Origin of the sequence: Enterococcus sp. 2G9_DIV0600, assembly GCF_002140615.1 — a bacterium.
Lineage (GTDB): Bacteria > Bacillota > Bacilli > Lactobacillales > Enterococcaceae > Enterococcus_D > Enterococcus_D innesii.
This window is the reverse complement of record NZ_NGLL01000001.1, coordinates 1,042,324-1,063,995: the sequence shown is the minus strand read 5'-3', so window position 1 is coordinate 1,063,995 and position 21,672 is coordinate 1,042,324. Positions and strand designations below refer to the sequence as shown.

General features: G+C 44.6%; 23 protein-coding genes. 10 read left to right on the top strand and 13 right to left on the bottom strand.

The genetic code is table 11. The features are described 5' to 3' along the window. The first annotated feature begins 341 nt into the window (after positions 1–341). Positions 342–1,085, top strand: coding sequence for an NADPH-dependent oxidoreductase (locus tag A5870_RS05110; protein WP_086292018.1), 744 nt, complete (start codon positions 342–344; stop codon positions 1,083–1,085). Positions 1,086–1,205: 120 nt separating this feature from the next. On the opposite strand, the gene A5870_RS05105 is transcribed toward A5870_RS05110, so the two are convergent. Continuing rightward, positions 1,206–1,556, bottom strand: coding sequence for a hypothetical protein (locus A5870_RS05105; protein WP_086292017.1), 351 nt, complete (start codon positions 1,554–1,556; stop codon positions 1,206–1,208). 160 nt (positions 1,557–1,716) lie between these two features. Here A5870_RS05105 and A5870_RS05100 point away from each other — a divergent pair, with 160 nt between their 5' ends. Together A5870_RS05100 and A5870_RS05095 are read left to right on the top strand one after the other, a co-directional pair. Further along, on the top strand, positions 1,717–2,025 hold the full coding sequence (locus tag A5870_RS05100; RefSeq protein ID WP_008378984.1) for a DUF5960 family protein: 309 nt from the start codon (positions 1,717–1,719) through the stop codon (positions 2,023–2,025). 127 nt (positions 2,026–2,152) lie between these two features. After that, positions 2,153–2,359: a glycine zipper family protein gene (locus A5870_RS05095; RefSeq protein WP_086292016.1), complete on the top strand. Its 207-nt coding sequence runs from the start codon at positions 2,153–2,155 to the stop codon at positions 2,357–2,359. 140 nt (positions 2,360–2,499) lie between these two features. On the opposite strand, the gene A5870_RS05090 is transcribed toward A5870_RS05095, so the two are convergent. Beyond that, positions 2,500–2,793 (bottom strand): hypothetical protein, encoded by a 294-nt coding sequence (locus tag A5870_RS05090; protein WP_005234725.1) that lies wholly within the window; start codon positions 2,791–2,793, stop codon positions 2,500–2,502. Positions 2,794–3,103: 310 nt separating this feature from the next. Here A5870_RS05090 and A5870_RS05085 point away from each other — a divergent pair, with 310 nt between their 5' ends. Then, a complete protein-coding gene (locus A5870_RS05085; protein ID WP_086292015.1) occupies positions 3,104–3,559 on the top strand; it encodes a type II toxin-antitoxin system HicB family antitoxin in 456 nt (151 codons plus the stop codon). 162 nt (positions 3,560–3,721) lie between these two features. Here the strand turns inward: A5870_RS05085 and pepV are convergent, their stop codons facing one another. Next, entirely contained in the window at positions 3,722–5,146 is a 1,425-nt protein-coding gene (pepV, locus tag A5870_RS05080; RefSeq protein WP_005225493.1) for a dipeptidase PepV, read from the bottom strand. Positions 5,147–5,305: 159 nt separating this feature from the next. On the opposite strand from pepV, the gene A5870_RS05075 reads away from it, so the two are divergent. Beyond that, a complete protein-coding gene (locus A5870_RS05075) occupies positions 5,306–6,142 on the top strand; it encodes an NAD(P)H-hydrate dehydratase (RefSeq protein ID WP_086292014.1) in 837 nt (278 codons plus the stop codon). 74 nt (positions 6,143–6,216) lie between these two features. On the opposite strand, the gene A5870_RS05070 is transcribed toward A5870_RS05075, so the two are convergent. From A5870_RS05070 to A5870_RS05030, 9 genes are all read right to left on the bottom strand, one after another. Continuing rightward, a complete protein-coding gene (locus A5870_RS05070) occupies positions 6,217–8,271 on the bottom strand; it encodes a beta-galactosidase (protein WP_086292013.1) in 2,055 nt (684 codons plus the stop codon). Beyond that, a complete protein-coding gene (locus tag A5870_RS05065) occupies positions 8,268–10,505 on the bottom strand; it encodes an alpha-galactosidase (protein ID WP_086292012.1) in 2,238 nt (745 codons plus the stop codon). Before A5870_RS05065 ends, A5870_RS05070 begins: the two co-directional genes overlap by 4 nt. An 8-nt stretch (positions 10,506–10,513) precedes the next feature. Then, positions 10,514–10,981, bottom strand: a complete 468-nt coding sequence (locus A5870_RS05060) for a hypothetical protein (protein ID WP_074932200.1) — start codon at positions 10,979–10,981, stop codon at positions 10,514–10,516. Positions 10,982–11,033: 52 nt separating this feature from the next. Then, positions 11,034–12,368: a PTS sugar transporter subunit IIC gene (locus A5870_RS05055; protein WP_086292011.1), complete on the bottom strand. Its 1,335-nt coding sequence runs from the start codon at positions 12,366–12,368 to the stop codon at positions 11,034–11,036. Between the two features lie 100 nt (positions 12,369–12,468). Further along, positions 12,469–13,503, bottom strand: coding sequence for a LacI family DNA-binding transcriptional regulator (locus A5870_RS05050; protein ID WP_086292010.1), 1,035 nt, complete (start codon positions 13,501–13,503; stop codon positions 12,469–12,471). Positions 13,504–13,644: 141 nt separating this feature from the next. Beyond that, on the bottom strand, positions 13,645–14,247 hold the full coding sequence (locus tag A5870_RS05045) for a hypothetical protein (RefSeq protein ID WP_086292009.1): 603 nt from the start codon (positions 14,245–14,247) through the stop codon (positions 13,645–13,647). Next, positions 14,244–15,104: a carbohydrate ABC transporter permease gene (locus A5870_RS05040; protein ID WP_005225484.1), complete on the bottom strand. Its 861-nt coding sequence runs from the start codon at positions 15,102–15,104 to the stop codon at positions 14,244–14,246. Before A5870_RS05040 ends, A5870_RS05045 begins: the two co-directional genes overlap by 4 nt. Then, the gene (locus tag A5870_RS05035) at positions 15,104–16,015 is read right to left on the bottom strand and encodes a carbohydrate ABC transporter permease (protein ID WP_005234717.1); all 912 of its coding nucleotides are present in this window, start codon (positions 16,013–16,015) and stop codon (positions 15,104–15,106) included. Before A5870_RS05035 ends, A5870_RS05040 begins: the two co-directional genes overlap by 1 nt. Positions 16,016–16,147: 132 nt before the next feature. Next, positions 16,148–17,464 carry an ABC transporter substrate-binding protein gene (locus tag A5870_RS05030; RefSeq protein ID WP_008379010.1) on the bottom strand — a complete coding sequence of 439 codons (1,317 nt, stop codon included), beginning with the start codon at positions 17,462–17,464 and terminating at the stop codon, positions 16,148–16,150. Positions 17,465–17,705: 241 nt separating this feature from the next. Between A5870_RS05030 and A5870_RS05025 the strand changes: the two genes are divergently transcribed. Further along, positions 17,706–18,224, top strand: coding sequence for an isochorismatase family protein (locus A5870_RS05025; RefSeq protein WP_081118224.1), 519 nt, complete (start codon positions 17,706–17,708; stop codon positions 18,222–18,224). A gap of 55 nt (positions 18,225–18,279) precedes the next feature. Here A5870_RS05025 and A5870_RS05020 read toward each other — a convergent pair whose 3' ends face one another. Then, on the bottom strand, positions 18,280–18,564 hold the full coding sequence (locus A5870_RS05020) for a hypothetical protein (protein WP_026008050.1): 285 nt from the start codon (positions 18,562–18,564) through the stop codon (positions 18,280–18,282). A 287-nt stretch (positions 18,565–18,851) separates the two neighbouring features. Here A5870_RS05020 and A5870_RS05015 point away from each other — a divergent pair, with 287 nt between their 5' ends. The 4 genes from A5870_RS05015 to A5870_RS05000 all read left to right on the top strand — a co-directional run bounded on the left by A5870_RS05015 (position 18,852) and on the right by A5870_RS05000 (position 21,616). Continuing rightward, positions 18,852–19,985 carry an alcohol dehydrogenase catalytic domain-containing protein gene (locus A5870_RS05015; RefSeq protein ID WP_086293389.1) on the top strand — a complete coding sequence of 378 codons (1,134 nt, stop codon included), beginning with the start codon at positions 18,852–18,854 and terminating at the stop codon, positions 19,983–19,985. Between the two features lie 28 nt (positions 19,986–20,013). Beyond that, positions 20,014–20,349 (top strand): YrhK family protein, encoded by a 336-nt coding sequence (locus tag A5870_RS05010; protein ID WP_086292008.1) that lies wholly within the window; start codon positions 20,014–20,016, stop codon positions 20,347–20,349. Between the two features lie 28 nt (positions 20,350–20,377). Further along, positions 20,378–20,593 (top strand): DUF378 domain-containing protein, encoded by a 216-nt coding sequence (locus A5870_RS05005; RefSeq protein ID WP_008379021.1) that lies wholly within the window; start codon positions 20,378–20,380, stop codon positions 20,591–20,593. Positions 20,594–20,773: 180 nt separating this feature from the next. Continuing rightward, entirely contained in the window at positions 20,774–21,616 is an 843-nt protein-coding gene (locus A5870_RS05000; protein ID WP_086292007.1) for a hypothetical protein, read from the top strand. The last annotated feature ends 56 nt before the right edge of the window (positions 21,617–21,672 follow it).

Sequence of the window (21,672 nt, the reverse complement as noted above, 5' to 3'; positions counted from 1 at the left end):
CCAATTTTTTTGCCCCTTTTAATTTTATTTTCCTTAGGCACTCTGCTAGAAAAAAAGAGACCTAAGACAAGTATACGCTTGTCTTAGGTCTCACCATTTCAAATAATACCAGAAAGCTGTCGCCAGCTTACTTACTGTTGATATTATCGCAGCTTGCGCCACCGGTTACTCCCCTAAGGAATAATAATAAGAATGTATCATTATCATAACGGAAACTGTTGTGCTTGGCAACTATAAAACATCAATTTGAAAATTTTTTGAAAACATTCTTTTTGTTCCCATTCCTTTTTTTCTGTTACACTAAGGAAGAGAGAAATTTGTACGTTACAGGAGGAAAAACGATGGATCTTTTTGATACTTTTACCCACCACAGCTCTGTCAGAGATTTTCAACCCCGGCCACTATCAAAGGAACTCAAGCAAAAACTAGTAACGGTTGCCCAGAGCGGTTCCAGCTCGAATTTTGTTCAAGCCTATTCGATCATTGAGGTCAGTGATCCCGAAAAGCTGGCTGAGATTGAAAAGCTCGCGGGTGCCCCAAACTATATCACTCGAACCGGAGTCTTCTACCTTTTTGTCGCCGACTTACATAAGCATCAGCAGCTGCTGACCCAAGCAGGATTGCCGGATACCCACTTAAACACGATGGAACCATTTATTGTGTCAGTCGTTGATACGACCATCGCTGCCCAAAATATGGTAGCTTACGCTGAAGCGCAAGACTTAGGAATTTGCTACATCGGCGGCATCCGCAATGATTTGCCTCGTATCGCAGAGCTCGTCGGCTTACCAAAATTGACGTTTCCGTTATTCGGCTTGACGATCGGTTATCCGCAACACAGAAATGAGCCGAAAGTCCGCTTGCCCCAAGAAGCGATCGTAAGTGTCGATCAGTATCAACCGCTGACGCAGGAGCAAACAGCCCAGTACAACCAAACGACAGAAGCCTATTATGCACAGCGCAGCCGCAATCAACAGCAAACCAATTGGCAAACGAAAATGACGGAATTTTTCCGTGAACCGCGACGTCCAGATGTCGCTGCCTTTATGAAGCAACAAGGCTTCTCAGACCACTTCGGCGAATGAGGACACTAATCACCACGGGAAAATAAAAAACGATCGCTGGCAAGGAATCTTGTCAGGATCGTTTTTTTGCTTAGTGTAAAAAATCAGGTTCAGGCTGCTCTTGTATCTTTGTCGCGCTAATTAACGTGTGGCTTCTTGTGCGGCTTCGTTGACGGCAACTGCCTGCTCACATGTTTCCATTAATGCTGCTAACGCTTTATCTAACACTGCTGCATTTTCGGAGGTTCGCTGACTGATTTGCGTCATAGGCTGCGCCGCAAGATCCAGCAAATAGGTAGGGATTGCTTCTTTTTCAGCAAAGGTGCCCTTGATCAGTGGCTGGTAGACAGACTCGCCACAGGGTCCGGTTTTGATAAAGGCTAGTTCGAACTGCGCCTTCCCTGACAAACGCAACCGATAGACCCCTTCTTTGGTCAGCAGTTTTTCATCGGCAAAGCGTGCCTGCAATCGTGCGAAACGTTCGTAATCCATGGTATCTGCTCCTTTTTGATTCCTTCTTTTCTCTAGTGTAGCAAATTTCTTGTTAGCAAAACATCTTTTTCATAGAGAACGCCTCCTTTTTCCTCGTTTGGTGATTTATCACTTTACAAACAGAACAAACGTTCGTATAATTCAAGTGAGGTGAATGTGTATGCCAGCTGCAAAAATCGCTTATGCAAAACAAGAAACCTATGCATTTGAAAAACACTATTATGAATTGGTAAACTTTCCCACACCAGTGGCGCTTTTGTTTGATGAATTCGCATTGACGATGGAGCGCAATCAAAAATCATATATTGCGATCCCCGCGCGCTATTCCGTCTTAAAGGTTCCGCTCGTCTTTGTTTTTCGACTAGAGACTAAGGATGCGCCTGTTTATTATTATGAGCATGTACTCGCTGAAAATAAGATCATTCGCCGCTACAACCCCGAGCGTAACTATTTGCCCGGCGGAAGATAGACCAATGGTTCGATACTTTTGCTGAGATAAGCGGATGCTCTCTCCTGATGAAAATCATGGGTAGCAGTTCGAATGTTTGTCATCAAAACAAAACCCCTCTATACTAAAAAGAAAGGGGTTTTTCACAATGACGAAAAAACCGCCGCAAACGTCTGAAGAAAAGGAAGCCGCTTCTAACAATATGGGACTGGGGATCGGTGTCGGAATGGCATTAGGTGCTGCATTTGAGCTGCTGTTTTTTGATAATCTAGCATTAGGCATGGGTTTAGGCATCGCACTAGGTGTAGCGATCGGTGCGGGCATGGATCAAAAAAGCAGCAAAGACAAGAAATAGCAGCAGCAAGGATCTGTATTTATCTGTTACAGCTTGCTGCCCAGTAAATACCAAAAAAGCCTAGGTTCTGCACTTGTTGTGCAGGACCTAGGCTTTTTTACTTCGAGCAATATTCTCGAAAGCAGCTGCTTCACAGTTGGTTACAGCAGATTTCTTTTCGCCATTTCTGCGCGATACAGTTCATAGACCGCATCACTTTGCTTTGCATGGCTGCGGTAAAAGAGCCCATAAGAGAAAATCGCTTGGAAATTGCTTCCTTGATTTGCTCGTGCTACAGCGTGGTACAAATTCGCCAATTGCTGATCAGACATCTTCCCGCTTTTGATTCGTTTGGCAACTGCTTTTTGGGAAAGGGTAAATAAAATCGTCGTAAATACTTGATAAACCACCCAAATCGCCAGAATAACCAAAATAAATTTCACCAAATCAGGCATCACTTTTCAACTCCTTACAAAAAGTAAATCATTCAGATGATTTGATGTCAATAATAAAATAGAACATTTTCATTAATAATAGACACAAAGATTTTTAAATTACCACAAAAGATGATGTTCTTTCAATCATCAGAATTTCTGAATTGATGCTCTCCTCTTAAAAAAAATTGCCTATTGTTCAGTATTTATGACACTGGTACAATTGAAAAAGCAACAACTCTTGCTTAAGACTACTAGGTACTAGTGAAAAATAAGAGCGCTACCATTGTAATCAGATCTATAGCGAATTGCGAAAAAGGAGTTGTACACTATGTTAGCAAGTTACCCTGCATTGTTTTATTACACCGATACAGACGAAAGCGAAGTGAAGTATTTTATTTCTTTTCCTGATTTTCCAGAGCAAGTCGGCACTCAAGGCTTAGACATCGCCGATGCTTTATTCATGGCATCCAATTGGCTCGGAATCGTTTTGGCAGATTGTATTGAAAATAATCGGGAGATTCCGCTCTCTCCCCCCATTAATTGTTTATCACTGGAAGCGAACAATCCATTTATAGACGATTTAGATTTTGAATTCGATTACGATAAAGAAAAATCATTTCTATCGATGGTCCTTGTCGATGTTTCAGAATATTTAGAGAATCAAACCTTCGTCGAGAAAAAACTGGCGATTCCTCAATGGGCGGATAAACTAGGACGAACTATGCATTTAGATTTTTCAGAAATCCTCACTGACCCAATCCTAAAGAAAAAATGTAAAGACTGATTGCTTCTACACCTCATCACTATGAGGTGTTTTTTACTACTCAGCCCGCTGTTCCATACTAAAAAAGTGCGGCATTCTCTCACATGAAAAAGATACGAGAATGCCGCACGAAACGTTCAATTGTATTTATTTAGCGAGTGAACAGACCCAATCAATCTCTCTTTATTTCGCCAAACGGTAGATAGCATCTGCATAGATCACCGCTGCGTTGAATAGGTCATCCAAGCTCATGAATTCATTGGCTTGGTGCATGGTGTCGACATAGCCAGGGAACATTGCGCCATAAGCAACGCCGCGTTTCAATAGACGACCGTATGTGCCGCCGCCGATGATTTGTTCGAAGCCTTTTTCGCCGGTATGTTCTTCATAAACCGCCAATAAAGTTTCTACCAATGGATCATCTGCTGGCACGTAGTGAGGTTCCATGTTGCGGTCATTGCGGGTAACGGTTGCCCCTTCCATACCGACGGTGCGTTCCACACCGATTTCAAGTCCTTCCGCAGTTACGCCTTTAGGATAACGGAAGTTCAATGCGATAAAGTTGTCTGCTTGCGTTCCTGCTTGGTTCGCTTTGAAAGCAAACAAGCCAGCATTCATTGTCAATTTACCCATTTTTTCGTCTTCGTACGCCACACCTAATTTTTCACCGTAGAAATCTTCATGGACATAGGCTGCTGCTGCATGGATGAATTGTTTTGCGCCGCCGCCAAAGGCATAGTTATCTAAGAAGACTGCTAAGAAAGTCCCCGCATTGATTCCTGATTGTGGGCTGGCACCATGAGCACCTTTACCGACTAATTCGATCGTCACTTGTTCATTTTCTGTTTCAATCGTCCCCGTCACTGGATTGGCTTCAACGTAATCGAAAAAGGCTTTTTCGATCGCTAATGCTTCTTCTGTTGATGGAGCAATGAAGCTTGCTGTTGCCGTTCCTGGTACCATATTTTCTCGCAAGCCAGCAGTAAAGCTTTGCAGCGTGAAGTCTCCTTCATTGTTGCCTTGGAAATGGATACCTAACGTCACATTCCCTTTTTCTCCATTGATGATTGGGAAATTGGCATCTGGTGAGAAGCCAAAATCAGGCTTTTCTTCATGCTCAAAGTAGTAATCCATATCTGCCCAGCCGCTTTCTTCATCAGAACCAACGACAAAACGGATTTTTTTCGATAATGGCAAGCCCAATTCTTTGATGATCTTCATCCCATAATAGGCAGCCATTGAAGGACCTTTATCATCAGAAGAACCACGAGCATAGATTTTGTTGTCATTGATGACTGGATCATAAGGATCGGTTGACCAGCCGTCACCTGCAGGAACAACATCCATGTGGCCGAAGATCCCTAATGTTTCGTCTCCTTCACCAAATTCGATGTGACCAGCGTAGTTATCGACGTTTTTGACTGTGAAGCCATCACGTTCGCCATAAGCTAGCATGTGTAGCAACGCATCACGAGGTCCAGGACCAAATGGCGCATCCGCAGTCGCTTTATCATCTTCTCTTTCACTTTTCACTTTCAATAGATCAATCAAGTCGTTCAGCAAATCGTCTTTGCGGGCTTCGACCTCTTTTTTCCAATCGATTGTCATAGTGTTCCCTCCATTTCTGTTCTCGCTATTTATGATAACACTCTTAAACCAAAAAAGGAAAAAAAATTGCGCCTTTTTCCATGGGTCTTTTCTATGAAATTTCTAGGAAACAGGTATAATAAATATAACTCGATTTTGATTAACGAAAGGAGTCATTGCATGGAGCAACTTGATTCTGCAATTTTATCCAAAGTGATCCAACAGCGCCCGACAAAAAGCCACAAAGGCACTTTTGGCCGAGCCGTTTTAGTAGGGGGCAACCGCCAATTCGGTGGGGCGATCTTAATGGCTGCGCAAGCCTGTGTGTATGGGGGAACTGGTTTGACCACCGTGATCTCCGATGGCGTCAACCGAACCGCCCTGCACGCCCGCTTGCCTGAAGCGATGTTTGTCGATTGGCAGCAAACAGAACTGATCGATACGGTCACCGAATCGGCAGACGTCCTACTGATTGGTCCTGGATTAGGCGAAGGAAAAAGCAATTTTGATCTGCTGCAGCGGATCGTTTCTGCCCAAAAAGAACACCAATGGTTGGTGATCGATGGTTCGGCGATCAATTTGGCTGCCAAATATCCGCTGATCATCCCCTTTCCTGAACAAGTCGTCTTCACGCCGCATCAGATGGAATGGCAACGGCTCAGCGGACTGGCAATTGCCGACCAGACAGAAGAAAACAACCAGCAAGCCCAACAAAAACTCGGAAGTCTGGTAGTCTTAAAAAGCCATCGCACGCAAATTTACGGCAGCAGCATCGCCCAAAATCCCCTCGGAACACCCGCTATGGCGACCGGCGGCATGGGGGATACGCTGGCAGGCATGATTACCAGCTTTTTGGCACAGTTTGAAAAAACAGAGGAAACGATCCACGCGGCTGTCTATCTCCATAGCCTGATTGGCGAAGCCTTGGCAAAAGAGCACTATGTCGTGTTGCCGACACAAATCAGTGCCGCATTGCCTCAATGGATGAAAAAGCACCAAGCATCCGATCCAGAATGATTTCTGATAAACCATTCATCAAAAAAACGTCCCTTTCTGTATTTGTCGAAGGGGACATTTTTTTCAACGGTCAGCTAATTGTTAAAATAAACCACTCGCACTTCATACGGCGCCAAGGTTGCTGTTTGAGGGACTGCTTGATTGGTCTCTAAATCAACGACTTCTTTGATCAAGTGTAGTGTCTGCTCTTTCTCAGAAAAATTCATGATGAAAAAATACGATCGTTCAGGACTGGACCTACCTTGGATCGAGACTGCAGGATTGGCATGCGCGATCCTTTCCTCTGCCAAAGACAGCTCACGGGCCAAAGAAGCATAAAACTGTTCGAAAAAGTCATAGTTGGTGCGAGCCGCCAGATAGTAGGCGGTGCCGGCACCAAAGGCATTTTTGGTGATCGCAGGGGTTCCTTGGTAAAAATCCGCTTGATACTCCCCTAGCACCTCCGCTGTTTCGGCTTCGATGATTGCAGAATAGTCCCGTGTTTCAAAGGGCTGTCCTTGAAAAACCACTTGATTGTGTTCAGTGTCAAAAAGAGTTTCCAGCTCCAGCACGTTGATGCCTAATAACCCTCGCAACGGCTGTGGCAATCCCCCCAGATACAACAGGTCGGTTTCATTGACCATGCCGCTAAAGTAACTGGAAATCAAGGTACCACCAGCTTCCGTGTACTGGCAAAGTTTTGCCATCGTCTCTGCTGTCATCAAGTAAAGCATCGGAGCGATCACCAACTGATAGTCAGAAAAATCTTGCTCTGGGGTCAAAATATCGACCGCGATGTCTTGTTCCCAGAAATAACGATAATGCTCCTGCAACGTTTGGGGATACCGTCGTGTTGGTCGCCCAAACCCGCCACCTCGCTTCAATGCCCAGTTGCTTTCCCAATCAAAAAGAATCGCCACTGCTTTTTTTCTGGTGGTTCCTTGAATCTCTTTGATTTTTTCCAAGCGCTTGCCGTAAGCCGCAACTTCTTTGAAGACCCGATTCTCCGTGGAATCATCATGTCCCACGACTGCCCCATGGAATTTTTCTGAATTGCCACGGGATTGGCGCCATTGAAAATACAAGGTACTATCTGAGCCATGGGCGATCTGTTGCATGGCACTCAACTGATGGACACCAGGCTTTTTCGCTTTATTGAAGGAATGCCAGTTAACAAAACTCGGCGTGCATTCCATCACTAAAAAGGGCTGTTTCTTCAATGACCAGTACTGGTCATGCACATAGGCGGATTTCATCGCTGTCGCTGCCAAGGATTCAAAGTTGTTGTTCCAATCAGGGTAACTATCCCAGCTAACGATGTCCACATGACGAGCAAACTTGCTGTAGTCAATGCCTTCTAAAGGAATAAAATCTTGGGTAGCATGTCCTTCCGCCATAAAATTCGTCGTCACAGGAATGTCCGGTGTCAGCTGACGGATCGGCGCACATTCATGCAAATAAAAATCGATCGTCCTATCTGTGACAAATCGTTTCCAATCAAGATCCATGCCATGCACTTTGTGTTCCCCTAAAGGTGAAGGCGGTAAAACCTGCGACCAATCAGAGTACGTACCGCCCCAAAAAGAAGTCCACCAGGCATGATTCAACGTGGCTAAATCACCATATTTTTTTTGCAGCCAGCTGCGCCAGTTTTCCTGACAATAGGAGCAAAAGCATTCCCCAGAGTACTCATTGGAGATATGCCACATGGCTAATGCCGGATGCTTGCCGTAACGTTTTGCCAACTGCTGATTGATTTGCGTCACCTTTTCCCGATAGATCGGTGAAGAGTAACAGTGATTGTGGCGAAACCCATGGGTATGTTTTTGCCCTTGGGCGTTGGTCCGATTGACTTCGGGATACTTTTGGCTCAGCCATTGAGGACGCCCACCGCTAGGAGTGGCCAAAATGACTTTGCCGCCGATGTCATGGATCTGATCAAACACACGATCCAACCAGTCAAACTGATAAACGCCTTCCTGTGGCTCTAAGGCACTCCAAGCAAACACTCCTAATGTGACAGTGTTGACATGGGCTTGCTGCATATAAGCAAGATCCTTTTGCAAGATTTCTGGATAAGCCAGCCATTGATCGGGGTTGTAATCCCCGCCATGCATAAACTGCTGATCAAACAATTGATTGCTCATCATTCTGCTCCTTTTTTGGCTTGTAACTGGTAGACAAATGATTGAAAATCGCCAGTGACTTGCGCTGTTCCATGGTTGACGGCATTAAACTGATAGGGTTTACGCAACCCTAATTGTCTTAACAGCTGACCAGAGACAGTTTCGCCATTGACCTGGTACACCTGTTGGACATTGAGAAAGGCTGCGGGCAAAAAGTCTTCCGCCGTCGGATTGGCTTGTGCCAACACGCGAAAGAAAGCAACCAAGGCTTCTTCATTTTGCGGATCATACACCGCCCAAGTCGTTTCATTGGCATGGTCCAACTGCTGCAGCTGGTAAAAAGTGCCAAAGGTCAGCAATTGCCGCTGTTTTTTATAAAAGACGATTTGGGATTTGATTGCCTGCTTTTCGGTTTCAGACAAGTGAAAGAGATCGAGTTCATACCCCAAAGGCCCAAACATTGCGACGGTTTGCCGAAAGGCTAAAGACGTTGCCCTGCCGACTTGGTGGTTTGGTGCCGCCGACACGTGATTGCTGAAGGAGGACAAAGGGTACCCTAACAACGTTCCGCTTTGGATGGCTAAACGTTCCACTGCATCACTATCATCACTAGGCCAAATCTGCGGACTGTAAAATAAGATCCCTAAATCGTATCTGCCCCCGCCGCCAGCACAGCCTTCGATCAAAAGGGTCGGAAACGCAGCTAAGATTTTTTCATATAAGCGATAAAGACCTAAAATGTAGCGATGATAAAACTCCGTCTGAGAAATTCCCTGTTCCGCTAAATAGGGAGAGTAAGCTTCAGTGATATTGCGATTCATATCCCATTTGATGTAATCTAGCTTGGTTTCAAGGATCACTTTTTGCATCGCTTCGAAAATCGCCTCGACCACTGCTGGATTGGCAAAATCCAACACGTATTGTCCGCGCCCCACAGAGATCCGCTCATAAGGATGCTTGACTACCCACTCAGGGTGCTCTTGGTACAACTGACTATCCGGCGAAACCATTTCTGGTTCAAACCAAATCCCCAGTTGCAGCTGCATGGCATGAATTTTCTCAGCAAAAGACCCGATTCCTTTTGGAAATTTGGCAGGGTCCGCCACCCAATCGCCTAATGAACTGCGATCGTCGTTGCGTTTTCCAAACCAACCATCGTCAAGCACAAAGCACTCCATCCCTAATGCCTTGCTTTCTTGAGCTAAGGTCAACAGCTTTTCTTCATTAAAATCAAAATAAGTCGCTTCCCAGTTATTAAAGACGATCGGCCGCTGCCGCTTTTGCCAATAAGGAGCAATCACATGCTTTTCGATAAATTGGGCGGATTCTTGACTCAAGCCATTCAGACCAGCAGCGGTGAAGGTGAAGAGACATTCTGGGGCTTCAAAAGTTTCTCCTTGTGAAAGCTGCCAGCTGAAATGCTCAGGATGTATCCCCAACATCAATCGAACGTTGTCCCATTCATCCATTTCCGCTTGCGCCAAAAAGTTGCCCGAATAAATCAGGTTGGCACCATAGACGTGACCAGTGTCATTGGTGGCTTGCTGTTCTTTTAAGGCGACAAAAGGATTGTGCTGATGACCAGACGCTCCTTTTAACGAGCCGACACTGATCGTCCCTTGGGTCAAAGGGACCGTCTTGATATGCCGTTCTTTCAGCCATGCGCCTGAAAGATGCAGCAGTTCAAAATCGCGATTTTTCAGCTCCAAGACACCACTCAAAAAGCGTTGGATGGTTCTCGGCTTGCTCCCCCTATTGGTCAGTGTTTGCTGCCGCGTGATCGTTCCTGATCCTTTGAAGATCGTATAGGTGATTGCCATTTCCAGCTGTCGCTCTTGGTCTACTAATTCAAAGACGATGCTTTGGCTTTCATCGGCAGAAGCAAAGCTGGCTGGTTGTGCCAGCTTTCGTTCTTTGCCCTCAAAACAGTGAAAAGCCACAAGTTTAAAATCCACATAAAGAGGGGTTTCTTCCTCAAAAACCGACACTGCCCCTTCTCGAAAATCAGAAGTCCCATACGTTGGCAATTCTTGAAAACGGTCCGCCAAGGTAAAAAGATTGTCAGCTTCAAAAAACTTGACGGTTCCTGCCGATTTATTCTCTTTTTTCTCAAGGTACGCTTGATCAAATGGCGCCAGTGTGCCTAGAGATGGCCCAAAATAGACATGACCCAGTTGCTGATTTGGTAACACATTTATGATATAACTGATTTTTTCATTGTATAAGTGAAAGAGTTGTTCATTCCTAATTTCTATCATTGCTATCCTCAATTTTCCCCATTTTTTTCATTTGTCCCTGCTCGTTGACAAGCTGCTTCAAGATAACGCAAGCGTTTTTTGACGCCGCGATTGAAAAAGAATTTGTAAAACAGCGCCGCCAGCATAAAACTGTAGGTTGTTTTCTGCTGCGCAAAACGGCTTTGTTCCGAATACGTGACTTGTAGCTTCCCTTTTTGTCCTGGAGCAAAACTGTACCGTTGATCGATCACTCCTTCTTCATGGGTCGTACGAAGCCACAGCTCATCCGCGGCAATTTTTTTGACCGTCATGACGGCAGGTACCAACCGCGGGGCGGTTTTGGTTTGGATCATCGTTTCAATACGGCAGCCTTCCCCGAACGGTTCTTGGGCTTGTTTGGCTAGAAAGAATTTCTCTTGTTCCGCCAATAACACACGGGAAAAGTCCGTAGGTGTGGTATTCATTTGATAACTGCAAGACAATGTATCGGTTCTCATCACAAATTCCTTTCTAAAGGGTGCGCTATTGCATTCCTTTCCGTTTCTGGGCTTATCTTTCTTCTACTCTTTGATTGATCATTTCAGATGCCGCTTGTTCATTTAATGACGCTTCCGCTTTTTCTTCTTTCAAGTACCCGCGATCCATTACGATCAAGAATGGCACCCAGATCAAGGTCATTACGGCAACCGTCACTAACTGTAAGATTGCACCGGCAACAGAACCCGTGCCTAACCAACCAGATAAGAAGACCGGGGTCGTCCAAACCACCGTTGCTCCAATTGGTCGTGGCACCAAGCCTGCGGCAATCGCAAAGTAAGAGATCGTCGTACTGGCTAATGGCGCTAAGATCCATGGGACAAAAGCGATCGGGTTCAAGACGATCGGCAAACCAAAGGTCATCGGTTCAGATACGTTGAAAACAGATGGCGCGATCACGGTCTTCATTAATTTTTTCATCCGAATCGAACGAGCGATAAAGAAGGCCATCGTAATCGAGATCCCCAGCTGCATTCCTTGATTGACGAACACGCCCATAAACGTAGTGTTAATGATATGGGGCAGTTGTTCAGCCCCTGCTTTGTAGGCTTCATAGTTTTCGATCGCTAACGCATTCATGATTGGATCGATCACCGCATTGACCACCAATGTTCCGTGAATCCCAAACCACCAGAAGAATTGGGTGAACAAGACGGCGATCAGTACTGCTGGCAACGTACCGCCTAAGCCCATTAATGGTTTTTGCAAAATCTCATAAACGAAATCAACGGCATTACCCCATGAAGTAAAGGTGAACAAGTAGCGAATCAAATTGAAAAGGAACAACGGTGCCGCCCCAGGAATGATGGCGACAAAGGATTCTGCGATCATTGGCGGAACCGAATCTGGCATTTTGATCGTCAGCCCAGCCGCACTGATTTTGCAATAGATCTGCGTAGCGATAATGGCCGTGATGATTCCGACAAACATTCCCTCAGCCCCTAATTTCGACAAGGGGATCACTGTACCTAACTCTTCGGATGAGCCAAAAGGCAGTAGCATCAAAAACGAAGACAGTGAGATGGCACCCGCAAATAATTTGGCTTGTCCATATTTGCCAGCCAACTGATAGCCGATCCCAAAAACAACGAAAATAGCAGTGATACTCATGGTCGCATTTCCGATAGGACCAAAAAAGTCGTTTAGAAACGTGATGAATCCCTCTGGAAGTTTTTCCGAGAGTCCGAAAGTAGCAGGCAGATTTTGAATAATAATCATAATTGACGCAAACATTGTCGCAGGAAAAGCGACCATAAACCCATCACGAAGACTTAACAAGTATTTGTTGTTGGCAATGATCTGAGCAAAAGGCACCATCTTTTCGGCTAATTTATCAATAAACTTCATTTCGTTTTCTCCTTTATTTTTAACTGTAAACGTTTACTACAATCAGTATAGTTGTTTAGTTAATGTTTACACAACCCCTAAAATAAAAAAAGATCAGACGTCACTGATCTTTTTCGGCAATCGATTCTCTAATAATCAATTCACTGCCACAAACGACGCGAACCGGCATCGTCCGCACCCCAAGGATTTTATTTTTCGCTAATTCGACACTCATCTGCCCCATCTCTTCGGCTTTCATCTTAACGGAGGACAATGCGGGCGTCATAAATTGCGCCATTTCGATATCATCAAAACTAACGACCGACACATCTTTAGGAATCGATAGCCCCGCTTCAGCGAGTGCCTTGTAAACCCCGACAGCCATAGGATCGCTGGCAACGACGATCGCTGTGGGGAGAGGATTCATTTGCGCGATCTGCTGACCAAAATGCAAACCAGTCTCTGGTGACCATTTCCCCTGCAGCACGGTTGTGAACTTTTCCAATTTATTAAGCAGCATCCATTGGCGATAATTTTCTGCTCGAATCTCTTGTTCATCGTAAACGACTTCGCCAGAAATCGTCACTCGGCTGGCAACACCACCCACAAAGGCAATATTCTCATGGCCCTTCTCTTTTAACATCGTGAGGATCTGGTGGGTCTTTTGGGCAAAATCGGTTTGGATGCAATCGTAGCTGGGGGCTTCACTATAATTATCCACCAGGATAATATTGGCATTTTGCTGACTGATCTCTGCCAAAGCATCGCTGGTCATCTCTCCAATAATAATGACTGCGCCATACTTCGCCAATTGTGCCAAATCTTTTTGAGGCTCCCGCATGGAAAAGGCCCGAATCGTTTTTAAGCGCCACTTCGCCGCTTCTTTTTCGATCCCGTTGCGGATCATCATAAAATACGGATCGTTTCTTTCCGACTCTCGATCGTGGCGGGTAATGATGGCAATCGTGTTTTGGTCGCCGACTTCACGGGAATGGGGTTGATTTTTTTCTTTTGAATAATTCATTTGGTTGGCGATCTCAATGACTCGCTGACGCGTATGTTCATTGATACTGAAGGTTTCATCATTGTTAAGGATTCTAGAAACACTTGCTACCGACACCCCGGCTAATTTCGCGATATCTCTCATACTTGCCATAGCTGCACCTCATCTGTTTACTGTTTACTAAATTTACATTCAGCATAGGCATAATTTTTGACCCTGTCAACCTTCTTTTCACAAAAAAACCGAAACTCCTTAGCTTTTCACTAAGGAAGTTTCGGGATACCCGTTTGTTTTCTATTTGAGCGCTTGGTCACAGAGCAAGACATTGACTAAATACAAGGTGCTGATCCCTAAGACCAATAAGTAGACTGGACCAAACAGCAAAAAGGTCAAGACAAGCGTCACTGTTGCTAAAAGATGCGCCAGTACTCGTTTGGGTGAACGAGCAAACTGGTAAAAACTATAAAACAATGAGCTGGGCTGCTGCGGATAGGTGTGAAGCAGCCTCGTTTGATAAAGCAAGACCAAGCAAAACAAGCCAAAGGTGAACGCTAACGCGTAACTAGCGATCTGAAACAGCGGGTGCTGCAAACGGCTAAAGATAAAGCTGTCCGCCAAAAGCAGCAGGAAGAATAGACTGAGCAAACGGTCTTGCCCTTTTCTTGTTGCCCACTGCTGATGAAATGCTTGCTGAAAATGAGCTTTGCTGCTTGCCACCAAGCCCTCGTTACGCAGTTCCGTCAACGTCTCGATCAATGCTCGACTAGCGGTGGTACTGGTTATCAAAGGCAAGGAATACAACAGCCACATGCCTTGTAAAACCAGTAAATGCGGAAGCCAGTTGATGCCAGTCAACAGCGCTTGGTTTAAGCGTTGAGGGGTAACTTTTGTTCTCATCCTTTGGAACCTCCCGTCAGATCCATTCCCTCAATAAAGTAGCGTTGAGCGAGGAAGAACAGCAAGATCGTCGGCAATAGCACAAGCGTTGCTCCTGCCATCAAGTAGTTCCACTGGGTCGTTGATTGGTTTTGGAAGACTTGCAGGCCAATCTGCAGCGTGTACTTTTCTTGGTTTTGAATATACAGTAATGGTCCTAAGAAATCATTCCACGCCCCATTGAAGGAGTTGATGGCAATCGTGATCAGCGCGGGTTTCGTCAATGGGATCATTAGATGGCTCCAAATATAAAGATGATTGGCGCCATCGATCTTAGCGGCTTCGATCAATTCATTGTTAACGGACAAGTAAAACTGCCGCATCAAGAAAATGTTAAAGGCGTTCCCGAAAAACGCTGGAACGATCAGCGGCAGATAGGTGCCGACCCAGCCGATTTTGGAAAACAAGACATATTGCGGGATCATCGTCACAAAGCCAGGAATCATCATCGTAGACAAGACGAGGGCAAAGATCAGATTTTTTCCTGGAAAGGCCAATTTTGCAAACCCATAAGCAATGAAGGAATTTGATAAGACATTGCCGAAGACCACTAAGACGGTAATGAATAACGTATTTTTTGCATACTGCCAAAATGGAAAGGCGTTGATAGTCTCCAAATAATTGCCAAGATTGATTTCTTCTGGGAAAAAGGTCGGCGGGTAACGCACGATCTCCTCCATCGGTTTCAATGATGTAAAGACCATCCACAGCAACGGAATCAGCAGCACGATCCCGATGATCGACATCACCACATAGCTGATGATTTTTTTGACTCGCTGTTGGCTTGATTTGCTTCGTGTTTTTGTCGTCATTTCCATTAGCTGCCACCTCCGGTATAGTGAACCCAGCGCGGTGCCAGCTTGAGATTGATAAAGGTCAAGACTAAGACGATCAAGAACAAGATCATCGACATGGCCATCGCATAGCCCATATCAAAGGCGACGAAGGCTTTGTTCCACATATGCAAATTATAGAAGAGCAGCGAATTCGCCGGACCACCGGTACCATTTTTGGTCATCACGTATGCTTCTTGGAAAATTTGAAAAGAACCGATCGTAGAAGTAATCACATCATAGAAGATGATCGGCGTGATCAACGGGATCGTAATATTTTTGAATTTCGCCCAGACTCCCGCCCCATCGATCTCAGCCGATTCATACAGTGTCGGCGAAATATTTTGCAAGGTAGCTAGATACAAGAGCATCGCGCCCCCTGAACTCCAAATCTTCATCAAAATCAACGCTGGTTTCGTCCATTCGGGATCAAACAGCCATGCCGGACCTTTGATATTGAACCAGCTCAAGAAGGTATTGATCAATCCTGCGGAAGGAGATAATAATTGCATCCATAAGACGTAGACGGCAACCCCTGAAAGAATCGCTGGCAAGTAAAAGGTCGTTCGGAAAAAACTGATTCCGCGGATTTTTTGATTCAATAAAGTGGCTAGAAAGACACTGAACAACGTGGTTAAGGGAACATTGAAAAGTACAAAATACGCCGTGTTATAGAGAGATTTCCAAAACAGGGTATCTTGCGTGAACATGCGGGTAAAGTTCTTAAAGCCGATAAAATTCATTTTCGAAGTCAGATTGTAATCGGTAAAGCTTCCTACGAAGGAAAACAGCATGGGCCCCAACATAAACACCACGAACCCAAGCAAAAATGGCGCTACGAAGAAGTAGCCCCAAAGAGCTTCTTGCCGTTTACTTTTTGAACGCTTCTTTGGCATTCCTTCCACTCCATTCTATTTTTACTCATTGTTTGTTCAAGAAAACATGTCCGCTTCGCAAAGCAGAAAGCAAAGCCCAGTCCGCTAACCGACTGGACTTTCCTTCTTTTTTAAAAACGCTCGTTTTGAAATTTATTTGTTTTGCTCAACAAGATCTTCCACCGCTTTTTGCGCATCTGCCAACCCTTCAGCCGGTGTTTTACTGCCTAGCATGATTTGGTCGATTTGTTCATTGACAAGACTGCTGAAGTCAGGCGCTGTCAATGGCACAGGCGTGATCACCGTGTTGGCAAAGTTTTCATCCGCCATTTGGTAGATCATTTGACCATTTTCATCTAGATTGTCGTTGTTGACCAAGTTTTCGTTGGCTGTCCGATTCGCCATGATATCAAAGCTCTTCTCACCAAATTTCTCTTGAACTTCTGGTGTCGACAAGTATTTGATAAACTCATAGGAGGCTTCAGGATCTTTGGCACCGTATGGCACTTCTAGGACGAACCCGCCGCCCCATGACCAGTGACCAGAGCCACTTTCTTTTTCAGGAATTTGAATGACCCCAAATTCAAAGTCATCTGGTGCATTTTCCGCCAAACTTGAGTAATAGTTGATGTTTTGCGCACGCATCGCCACTAATCCAGAAATGAATGGATCGGCAACCCCTGAACCAAATTCAGCTTCTAAGCGATTGATGGTATCTTGACCATAATACTCTTGCCAGTCTAAGATCCATTCCAACGCTTCCACTTTGTTGTCTGTATCGATTTTGACGTTCTCATCCTTGTCAAACCAGCTGACGCCATCGTCGGCATTCAACGCCCACACGTCAGCGCCTAAATTCCACAATGGGTAAAAGCCGATCCGCTCAAAGTCATCACCGTTTTTGACATCTAATTTACGAGCAACTGTTTCTAACTCCTCCCACGTTTGGGGCAGTTGCTCTTCACTGATACCAGCCTCTTTAAAGAGTGTCTTATTGTAGAAAATCACTTGCGTATCTGTATTGAAAGGAACCGCATAGGCATCCCCTTCGTACTCCACTGTATCCCATAATTGCGGATAAAATTCATCAGAAAAGCCCTCTTCGATATACTCGCTTAAATTCGTTGCTTGCTGCGCTTCTGCCCGCTGAGCAACAGAATTGATATCTTGTACAATAACATCAGGCGGATTACCAGCAGTGATCGACGACAGTGATTTTGTCCAAATATCGCCCCAAGGCTGGTAGCTGTATTTGACCTCGATTTTATCTTGTGACGCATTAAAATCATCAATAATTTCTTCAATTACTTCTTGTCTTGCACCAGATCCCCAGAAGGACCAAAAATCCAACGTCGTTTTGCCATCTGCTGACTCATTCCCCGAGGAATCAGCGGTTTCACTATTGCCACATCCTGCCGCCAGTACACCAACTGAAAAAAGCAAAGTCCCCATATAAAATAACTTTCTCATTTAACCTAACCTACTTTCATTTATTTTTAATGTACTATTTAAAAGCTATCACTACTTCTTCTTTTCAGCAAATAAAAAGCATCGTTATTCGAATAAAAAAATAACATTTTTGCCGTTCCACGACAAGAAGAGCGTTTTCTTTGAAAATATAAAAAAAGTGGGGCATCATAGAAATAGCACCTATTTTTCAACCTCACGTCAGACCATTAAAAAACGATGTTTATAGAAAGGGAGTAACCACATGCTAGTCATTGTCGATATGCAAAACCAAATTCTCGATGAAGAGAACGAAGCGTATGTGCCAGATGGCGCTGCTCTCGTCAAACGAATCGCCAAGCGCCTAGAACAAGCGCGGGCGGATGGGGAGTACATCTTACACACCCGCGACATCCCAATCGAAGTCAAAGGAACGCCTGATGAAGAAGCCGCTGCCCTGCAGCTGATCCCAGAACTTAAGCCTCTCGAAAATGAAAAAGTCGTCAAGAAATACTATTACAGTATTCCACCTGAAGTCTTGATCGACATCAAGAAAAATCTATTTGAACCTGAAGAAGAAAAGAAAATCGAAATCACTGGTGTTGAAACCAACATCTGTGTCCTTTCCAATACGATCGAGATCCAAAGCGCCTTTCCTGACGCTGATTTCACCATCAATAAAACATTAGTTGCTGGTAAAAACCACGAGTCGCAAGGACTCGACATCTTACGAGATTTCAATGTCCAAATCATTGATGGCACAAAACAAACCAATGACCAATAGGTAACGAAAGCTCCCTGTTCAAGGAACAGAGAGCTTTTTCAATTTGATTATTGATTTAATTCATTGAGCCATCTAATAGCTCGGTCGGAATTTCAATCCGAACCTCATTTTCAGTCTGACAGTTTGGACATACGAAGGTTCCTTCGATGGCTTCCTTCACTTCCCCGTAAGCGTAATGAATAGCGATTTCATCTTCTGCCAATTCATTCGTTTCCAACGGTGGTACCATGGTTAATTGCCCCTCGCTGTCTTCTTGTAAATGAACGACCAGCTTCCCATCAAAGTTTTCATTGCAATTGGTGCAGGAAGCTTTTCCTCGAATCGTTAGATCCATGATCATCCCTCCTCATTTCTTGTCACTGGTTGATGCAGGTTCCGTTAGATACTCGTAACGCATGCATGCTTCACTTTAATAGTGTCACGCTTTCACTTTTTTAGCAAATCATCTGTTTTTCTTTTTTTAAACCATTGATGAAGAAAAAACAAATCAACCATTTTGAGCGTTTTCGTTGTCAAATCGTTAAAATCCTTGCAGAATTAAACTATCTGTTACTGAAAAGTAAAAACATGTTGTTGAAAAAATTAGGGATTGTCCGAACTTATCTGAACAAACAAGGAGGAAAAATGATGCAAGCAGTAACCTGGCAAGGAAATCAAAAAATGGACGTTCGCCGTGTAGAAGATCCAACGATTTTAGAACCGACGGATGCGATCATCCGAATCACCGCAACTGCAATCTGCGGCTCTGATCTCCACCTTTACCACCATGGCGGCTCTGTTTTGGAAGAAGGCTATGTTGTTGGTCACGAACCAATGGGTATTGTCGAAGAAGTCGGCAGTCAAGTACAGAAACTAAAAAAAGGCGATCGCGTCGTCATCCCTTTCAATATCGGTTGCGGCCATTGCCACTTTTGTCAAAATGAAATGGAAAGTCAATGTGACAATTCTTCAGAAGATACATTGTATGGCGGCTTATTCGGTTTTGGAAAAATGAACGGCAACCACTGGGGCGGTCAAGCCGAATTCTTGCGCGTCCCTTTCGCAGATTTCACCTCGTTTATCGTACCTGAATCAACGATCCCTGACGAAAAAGTATTGTTTTTATCTGATATCTTACCTACAGCGTATTGGAGTGTCCAAAATGCCGGCGTCAAAAAGGATGATACCGTGATCGTCTTAGGCTCAGGACCAGTTGGCTTGTTTGCCCAAAAATTTGCCGTGATGGCAGGCGCTAAGCGGGTGATTGCCGTGGACCCTGTTGCTCATCGCTTAGAAAAAGCCAGCAGCTACAATCAAGTCGAAACATTCCAATTGGATGATTTGGCTACTAGTGCCGATGAATTGTATGAGCTATCCAAAGGTGGCGCTGATGTGATCATCGACTGTGTTGGGATGGATGGTTTAGAACCCGTCAAAGAAAAAGCCAAAAATCTAGTCAGCTTGCAAAGTGGCACGATCTCACCGATCCAGATGGCCGCCAAGGCAGTCAAAAAATTTGGTACCGTCCAAATCACTGGCGTTTACATGACACCTGCTTCTTCTTATCCATTGCAAGAATTCTTTATGCGCAACATTGATGTCAAACACGGGCAAGCACCTGTGATTCATTTAATGCCGAAAATTTATGACATGATTGCCGATGGTTTGTTTGACCCGTCACAGATCATCACCCACACGATGCCTTTAGCAGATGCTGCCAAAGCGTATGAGATTTTTGACAAAAAAGAAGACAAGAACATCAAAGTTGTCTTGAAACCTTAGCACAAATAAAGGAGCAGTGATAGCACCTATGCCAAAAATCAAACGGAGTGAACATCAATTCGATCCGGGAAAAGAAGAAGATGTGATCATCAAGGCAAGCCGCTTTCGCATCTACTTTCAAAATCGCTACATGTTGATCTCACTTACGAATGATATTTTGACGGGCTTGTTTTATATTTTCGGGAGTATCGTTTCATTAACTAGCTTGCCTGCGATTTACGGAACGATTGCTTATTTGATCGGCGGAGTCTTTTTGACCATTCGCCCGCTGATTAAAATCGTTCGCCATGTCTATATTTATAATGAGCGCAATCAAGAAGGCGAAAAAGAAAAAGATGTCACCATCACCGACGACGAAAGTTGATGGGGCGACAACTAGAGAGGAGTTTCCTATGTTAAAAACATTTGATGGGATCGCACTGACCTTATTGATCATCGGCGGTATCAATTGGCTGCTGGTCGGCGCCTTCGAGTTTGACCTTGTCGCAGCGATCACCGGCGGCAGCACGTCGATCATTGCCCGCGTCATTTATATTCTAGTTGGGATCAGCGCATTGTATAGCCTGAAATTCTTTCCAGCTATCGCCCGCCAACAAACCCTCGACTAATTGAAAATAAAACCTGCATCTGCGATGTCCTGACCCCAAAAAGTTAGATTTTTGGTCTAACGTTTTGAGGTCGCATCTGTGGATGCAGTTTTTTTGTCTACAATCATTGAAAAAAAACACCAGTTGTACTACTCTTGTATTTAACCTACTATTTTCGAAAAAATAAAAAGGACGTGACTCATGACCCCACCTACTAGACCCTCGCTGATACGTCGGATACTCGGTCGGATGCTTTTGCTGTTGATTTTCTTATTTATTCTAAGTATTATTGGCGGAATCATTGTTTTAAATAACCTCACCATCGCGGAAAATTGGTTTGGTCTGAATGAATACCAAGTCGTTGAAATCAGGCATCAGATCATTCGTTTGTTCCCCTACTTTTGGGTAGCAGGGATCCTGTTGGTCTTTTTGATCGGTCTGATCATTGGCCTCAAAAAACACAAAAAATCGCCATTCTATTGGTTATTCTCATTGCTCTTGCTGCCAGTGATTCTCTTTTGTATTGGCGTAGTTTCCACCTTTTTACCTGTAGACCGCCAACTCTTTCGAGAAGAAGCCAGTGCCAAAGAAATTATGGCTGCGCTACCGAATCAATCCTCATTCAAAGACAAAGAGCTGCAACTGGTCAGCTATAGTTTTCACATCCGCAATGTCCCGCTAAAAAGCGGCATTTATGCAGTTGCGCGAGTGATCAATCCAAACACAGGCCTGCAAGACGAGTATTGGTATTACCCAGAAAATCTGTTGACCAAATGGAAAAAAGACGACGATACGATCGAGCTTTCGATGGAAGATACCATTGCCTTTGATACCATCGATTGGGGCGTCATTCCCAAGATCATCAAGGATTCTGAGGCGCGAGCAGCTCAGCTGGATCACTATGTCCCTGGCGTCAGCATCGTCATTTTAAACGGCTTCCAAGGCGAATGGACTTGGACCGTTGGGTTAAATGGGATTCGTAATCGCACCGAGATCAATTATGTCTATGATCTCAAAGGAAATTATCAATCCGAATGGCAATAAAACAAGCGGCACCTATCCACGAGGAAAGGTGCCGCTTTTTCATAGTTAAGCAAGCC

What these genes read in the sequence shown, in the direction of transcription:
- A5870_RS05110 (WP_086292018.1), top strand. Translation starts at nt 342, where the DNA reads ATGGATCTTTTTGATACTTTTACCCACCACAGCTCTGTCAGAGATTTT.
- A5870_RS05105 (WP_086292017.1), bottom strand. Translation starts at nt 1,556, where the DNA reads ATGGATTACGAACGTTTCGCACGATTGCAGGCACGCTTTGCCGATGAA.
- A5870_RS05100 (WP_008378984.1), top strand. Translation starts at nt 1,717, where the DNA reads ATGCCAGCTGCAAAAATCGCTTATGCAAAACAAGAAACCTATGCATTT.
- A5870_RS05095 (WP_086292016.1), top strand. Translation starts at nt 2,153, where the DNA reads ATGACGAAAAAACCGCCGCAAACGTCTGAAGAAAAGGAAGCCGCTTCT.
- A5870_RS05090 (WP_005234725.1), bottom strand. Translation starts at nt 2,793, where the DNA reads ATGCCTGATTTGGTGAAATTTATTTTGGTTATTCTGGCGATTTGGGTG.
- A5870_RS05085 (WP_086292015.1), top strand. Translation starts at nt 3,104, where the DNA reads ATGTTAGCAAGTTACCCTGCATTGTTTTATTACACCGATACAGACGAA.
- pepV (WP_005225493.1), bottom strand. Translation starts at nt 5,146, where the DNA reads ATGACAATCGATTGGAAAAAAGAGGTCGAAGCCCGCAAAGACGATTTG.
- A5870_RS05075 (WP_086292014.1), top strand. Translation starts at nt 5,306, where the DNA reads ATGGAGCAACTTGATTCTGCAATTTTATCCAAAGTGATCCAACAGCGC.
- A5870_RS05070 (WP_086292013.1), bottom strand. Translation starts at nt 8,271, where the DNA reads ATGATGAGCAATCAATTGTTTGATCAGCAGTTTATGCATGGCGGGGAT.
- A5870_RS05065 (WP_086292012.1), bottom strand. Translation starts at nt 10,505, where the DNA reads ATGATAGAAATTAGGAATGAACAACTCTTTCACTTATACAATGAAAAA.
- A5870_RS05060 (WP_074932200.1), bottom strand. Translation starts at nt 10,981, where the DNA reads ATGAGAACCGATACATTGTCTTGCAGTTATCAAATGAATACCACACCT.
- A5870_RS05055 (WP_086292011.1), bottom strand. Translation starts at nt 12,368, where the DNA reads ATGAAGTTTATTGATAAATTAGCCGAAAAGATGGTGCCTTTTGCTCAG.
- A5870_RS05050 (WP_086292010.1), bottom strand. Translation starts at nt 13,503, where the DNA reads ATGGCAAGTATGAGAGATATCGCGAAATTAGCCGGGGTGTCGGTAGCA.
- A5870_RS05045 (WP_086292009.1), bottom strand. Translation starts at nt 14,247, where the DNA reads ATGAGAACAAAAGTTACCCCTCAACGCTTAAACCAAGCGCTGTTGACT.
- A5870_RS05040 (WP_005225484.1), bottom strand. Translation starts at nt 15,104, where the DNA reads ATGGAAATGACGACAAAAACACGAAGCAAATCAAGCCAACAGCGAGTC.
- A5870_RS05035 (WP_005234717.1), bottom strand. Translation starts at nt 16,015, where the DNA reads ATGCCAAAGAAGCGTTCAAAAAGTAAACGGCAAGAAGCTCTTTGGGGC.
- A5870_RS05030 (WP_008379010.1), bottom strand. Translation starts at nt 17,464, where the DNA reads ATGAGAAAGTTATTTTATATGGGGACTTTGCTTTTTTCAGTTGGTGTA.
- A5870_RS05025 (WP_081118224.1), top strand. Translation starts at nt 17,706, where the DNA reads ATGCTAGTCATTGTCGATATGCAAAACCAAATTCTCGATGAAGAGAAC.
- A5870_RS05020 (WP_026008050.1), bottom strand. Translation starts at nt 18,564, where the DNA reads ATGATCATGGATCTAACGATTCGAGGAAAAGCTTCCTGCACCAATTGC.
- A5870_RS05015 (WP_086293389.1), top strand. Translation starts at nt 18,852, where the DNA reads ATGCAAGCAGTAACCTGGCAAGGAAATCAAAAAATGGACGTTCGCCGT.
- A5870_RS05010 (WP_086292008.1), top strand. Translation starts at nt 20,014, where the DNA reads ATGCCAAAAATCAAACGGAGTGAACATCAATTCGATCCGGGAAAAGAA.
- A5870_RS05005 (WP_008379021.1), top strand. Translation starts at nt 20,378, where the DNA reads ATGTTAAAAACATTTGATGGGATCGCACTGACCTTATTGATCATCGGC.
- A5870_RS05000 (WP_086292007.1), top strand. Translation starts at nt 20,774, where the DNA reads ATGACCCCACCTACTAGACCCTCGCTGATACGTCGGATACTCGGTCGG.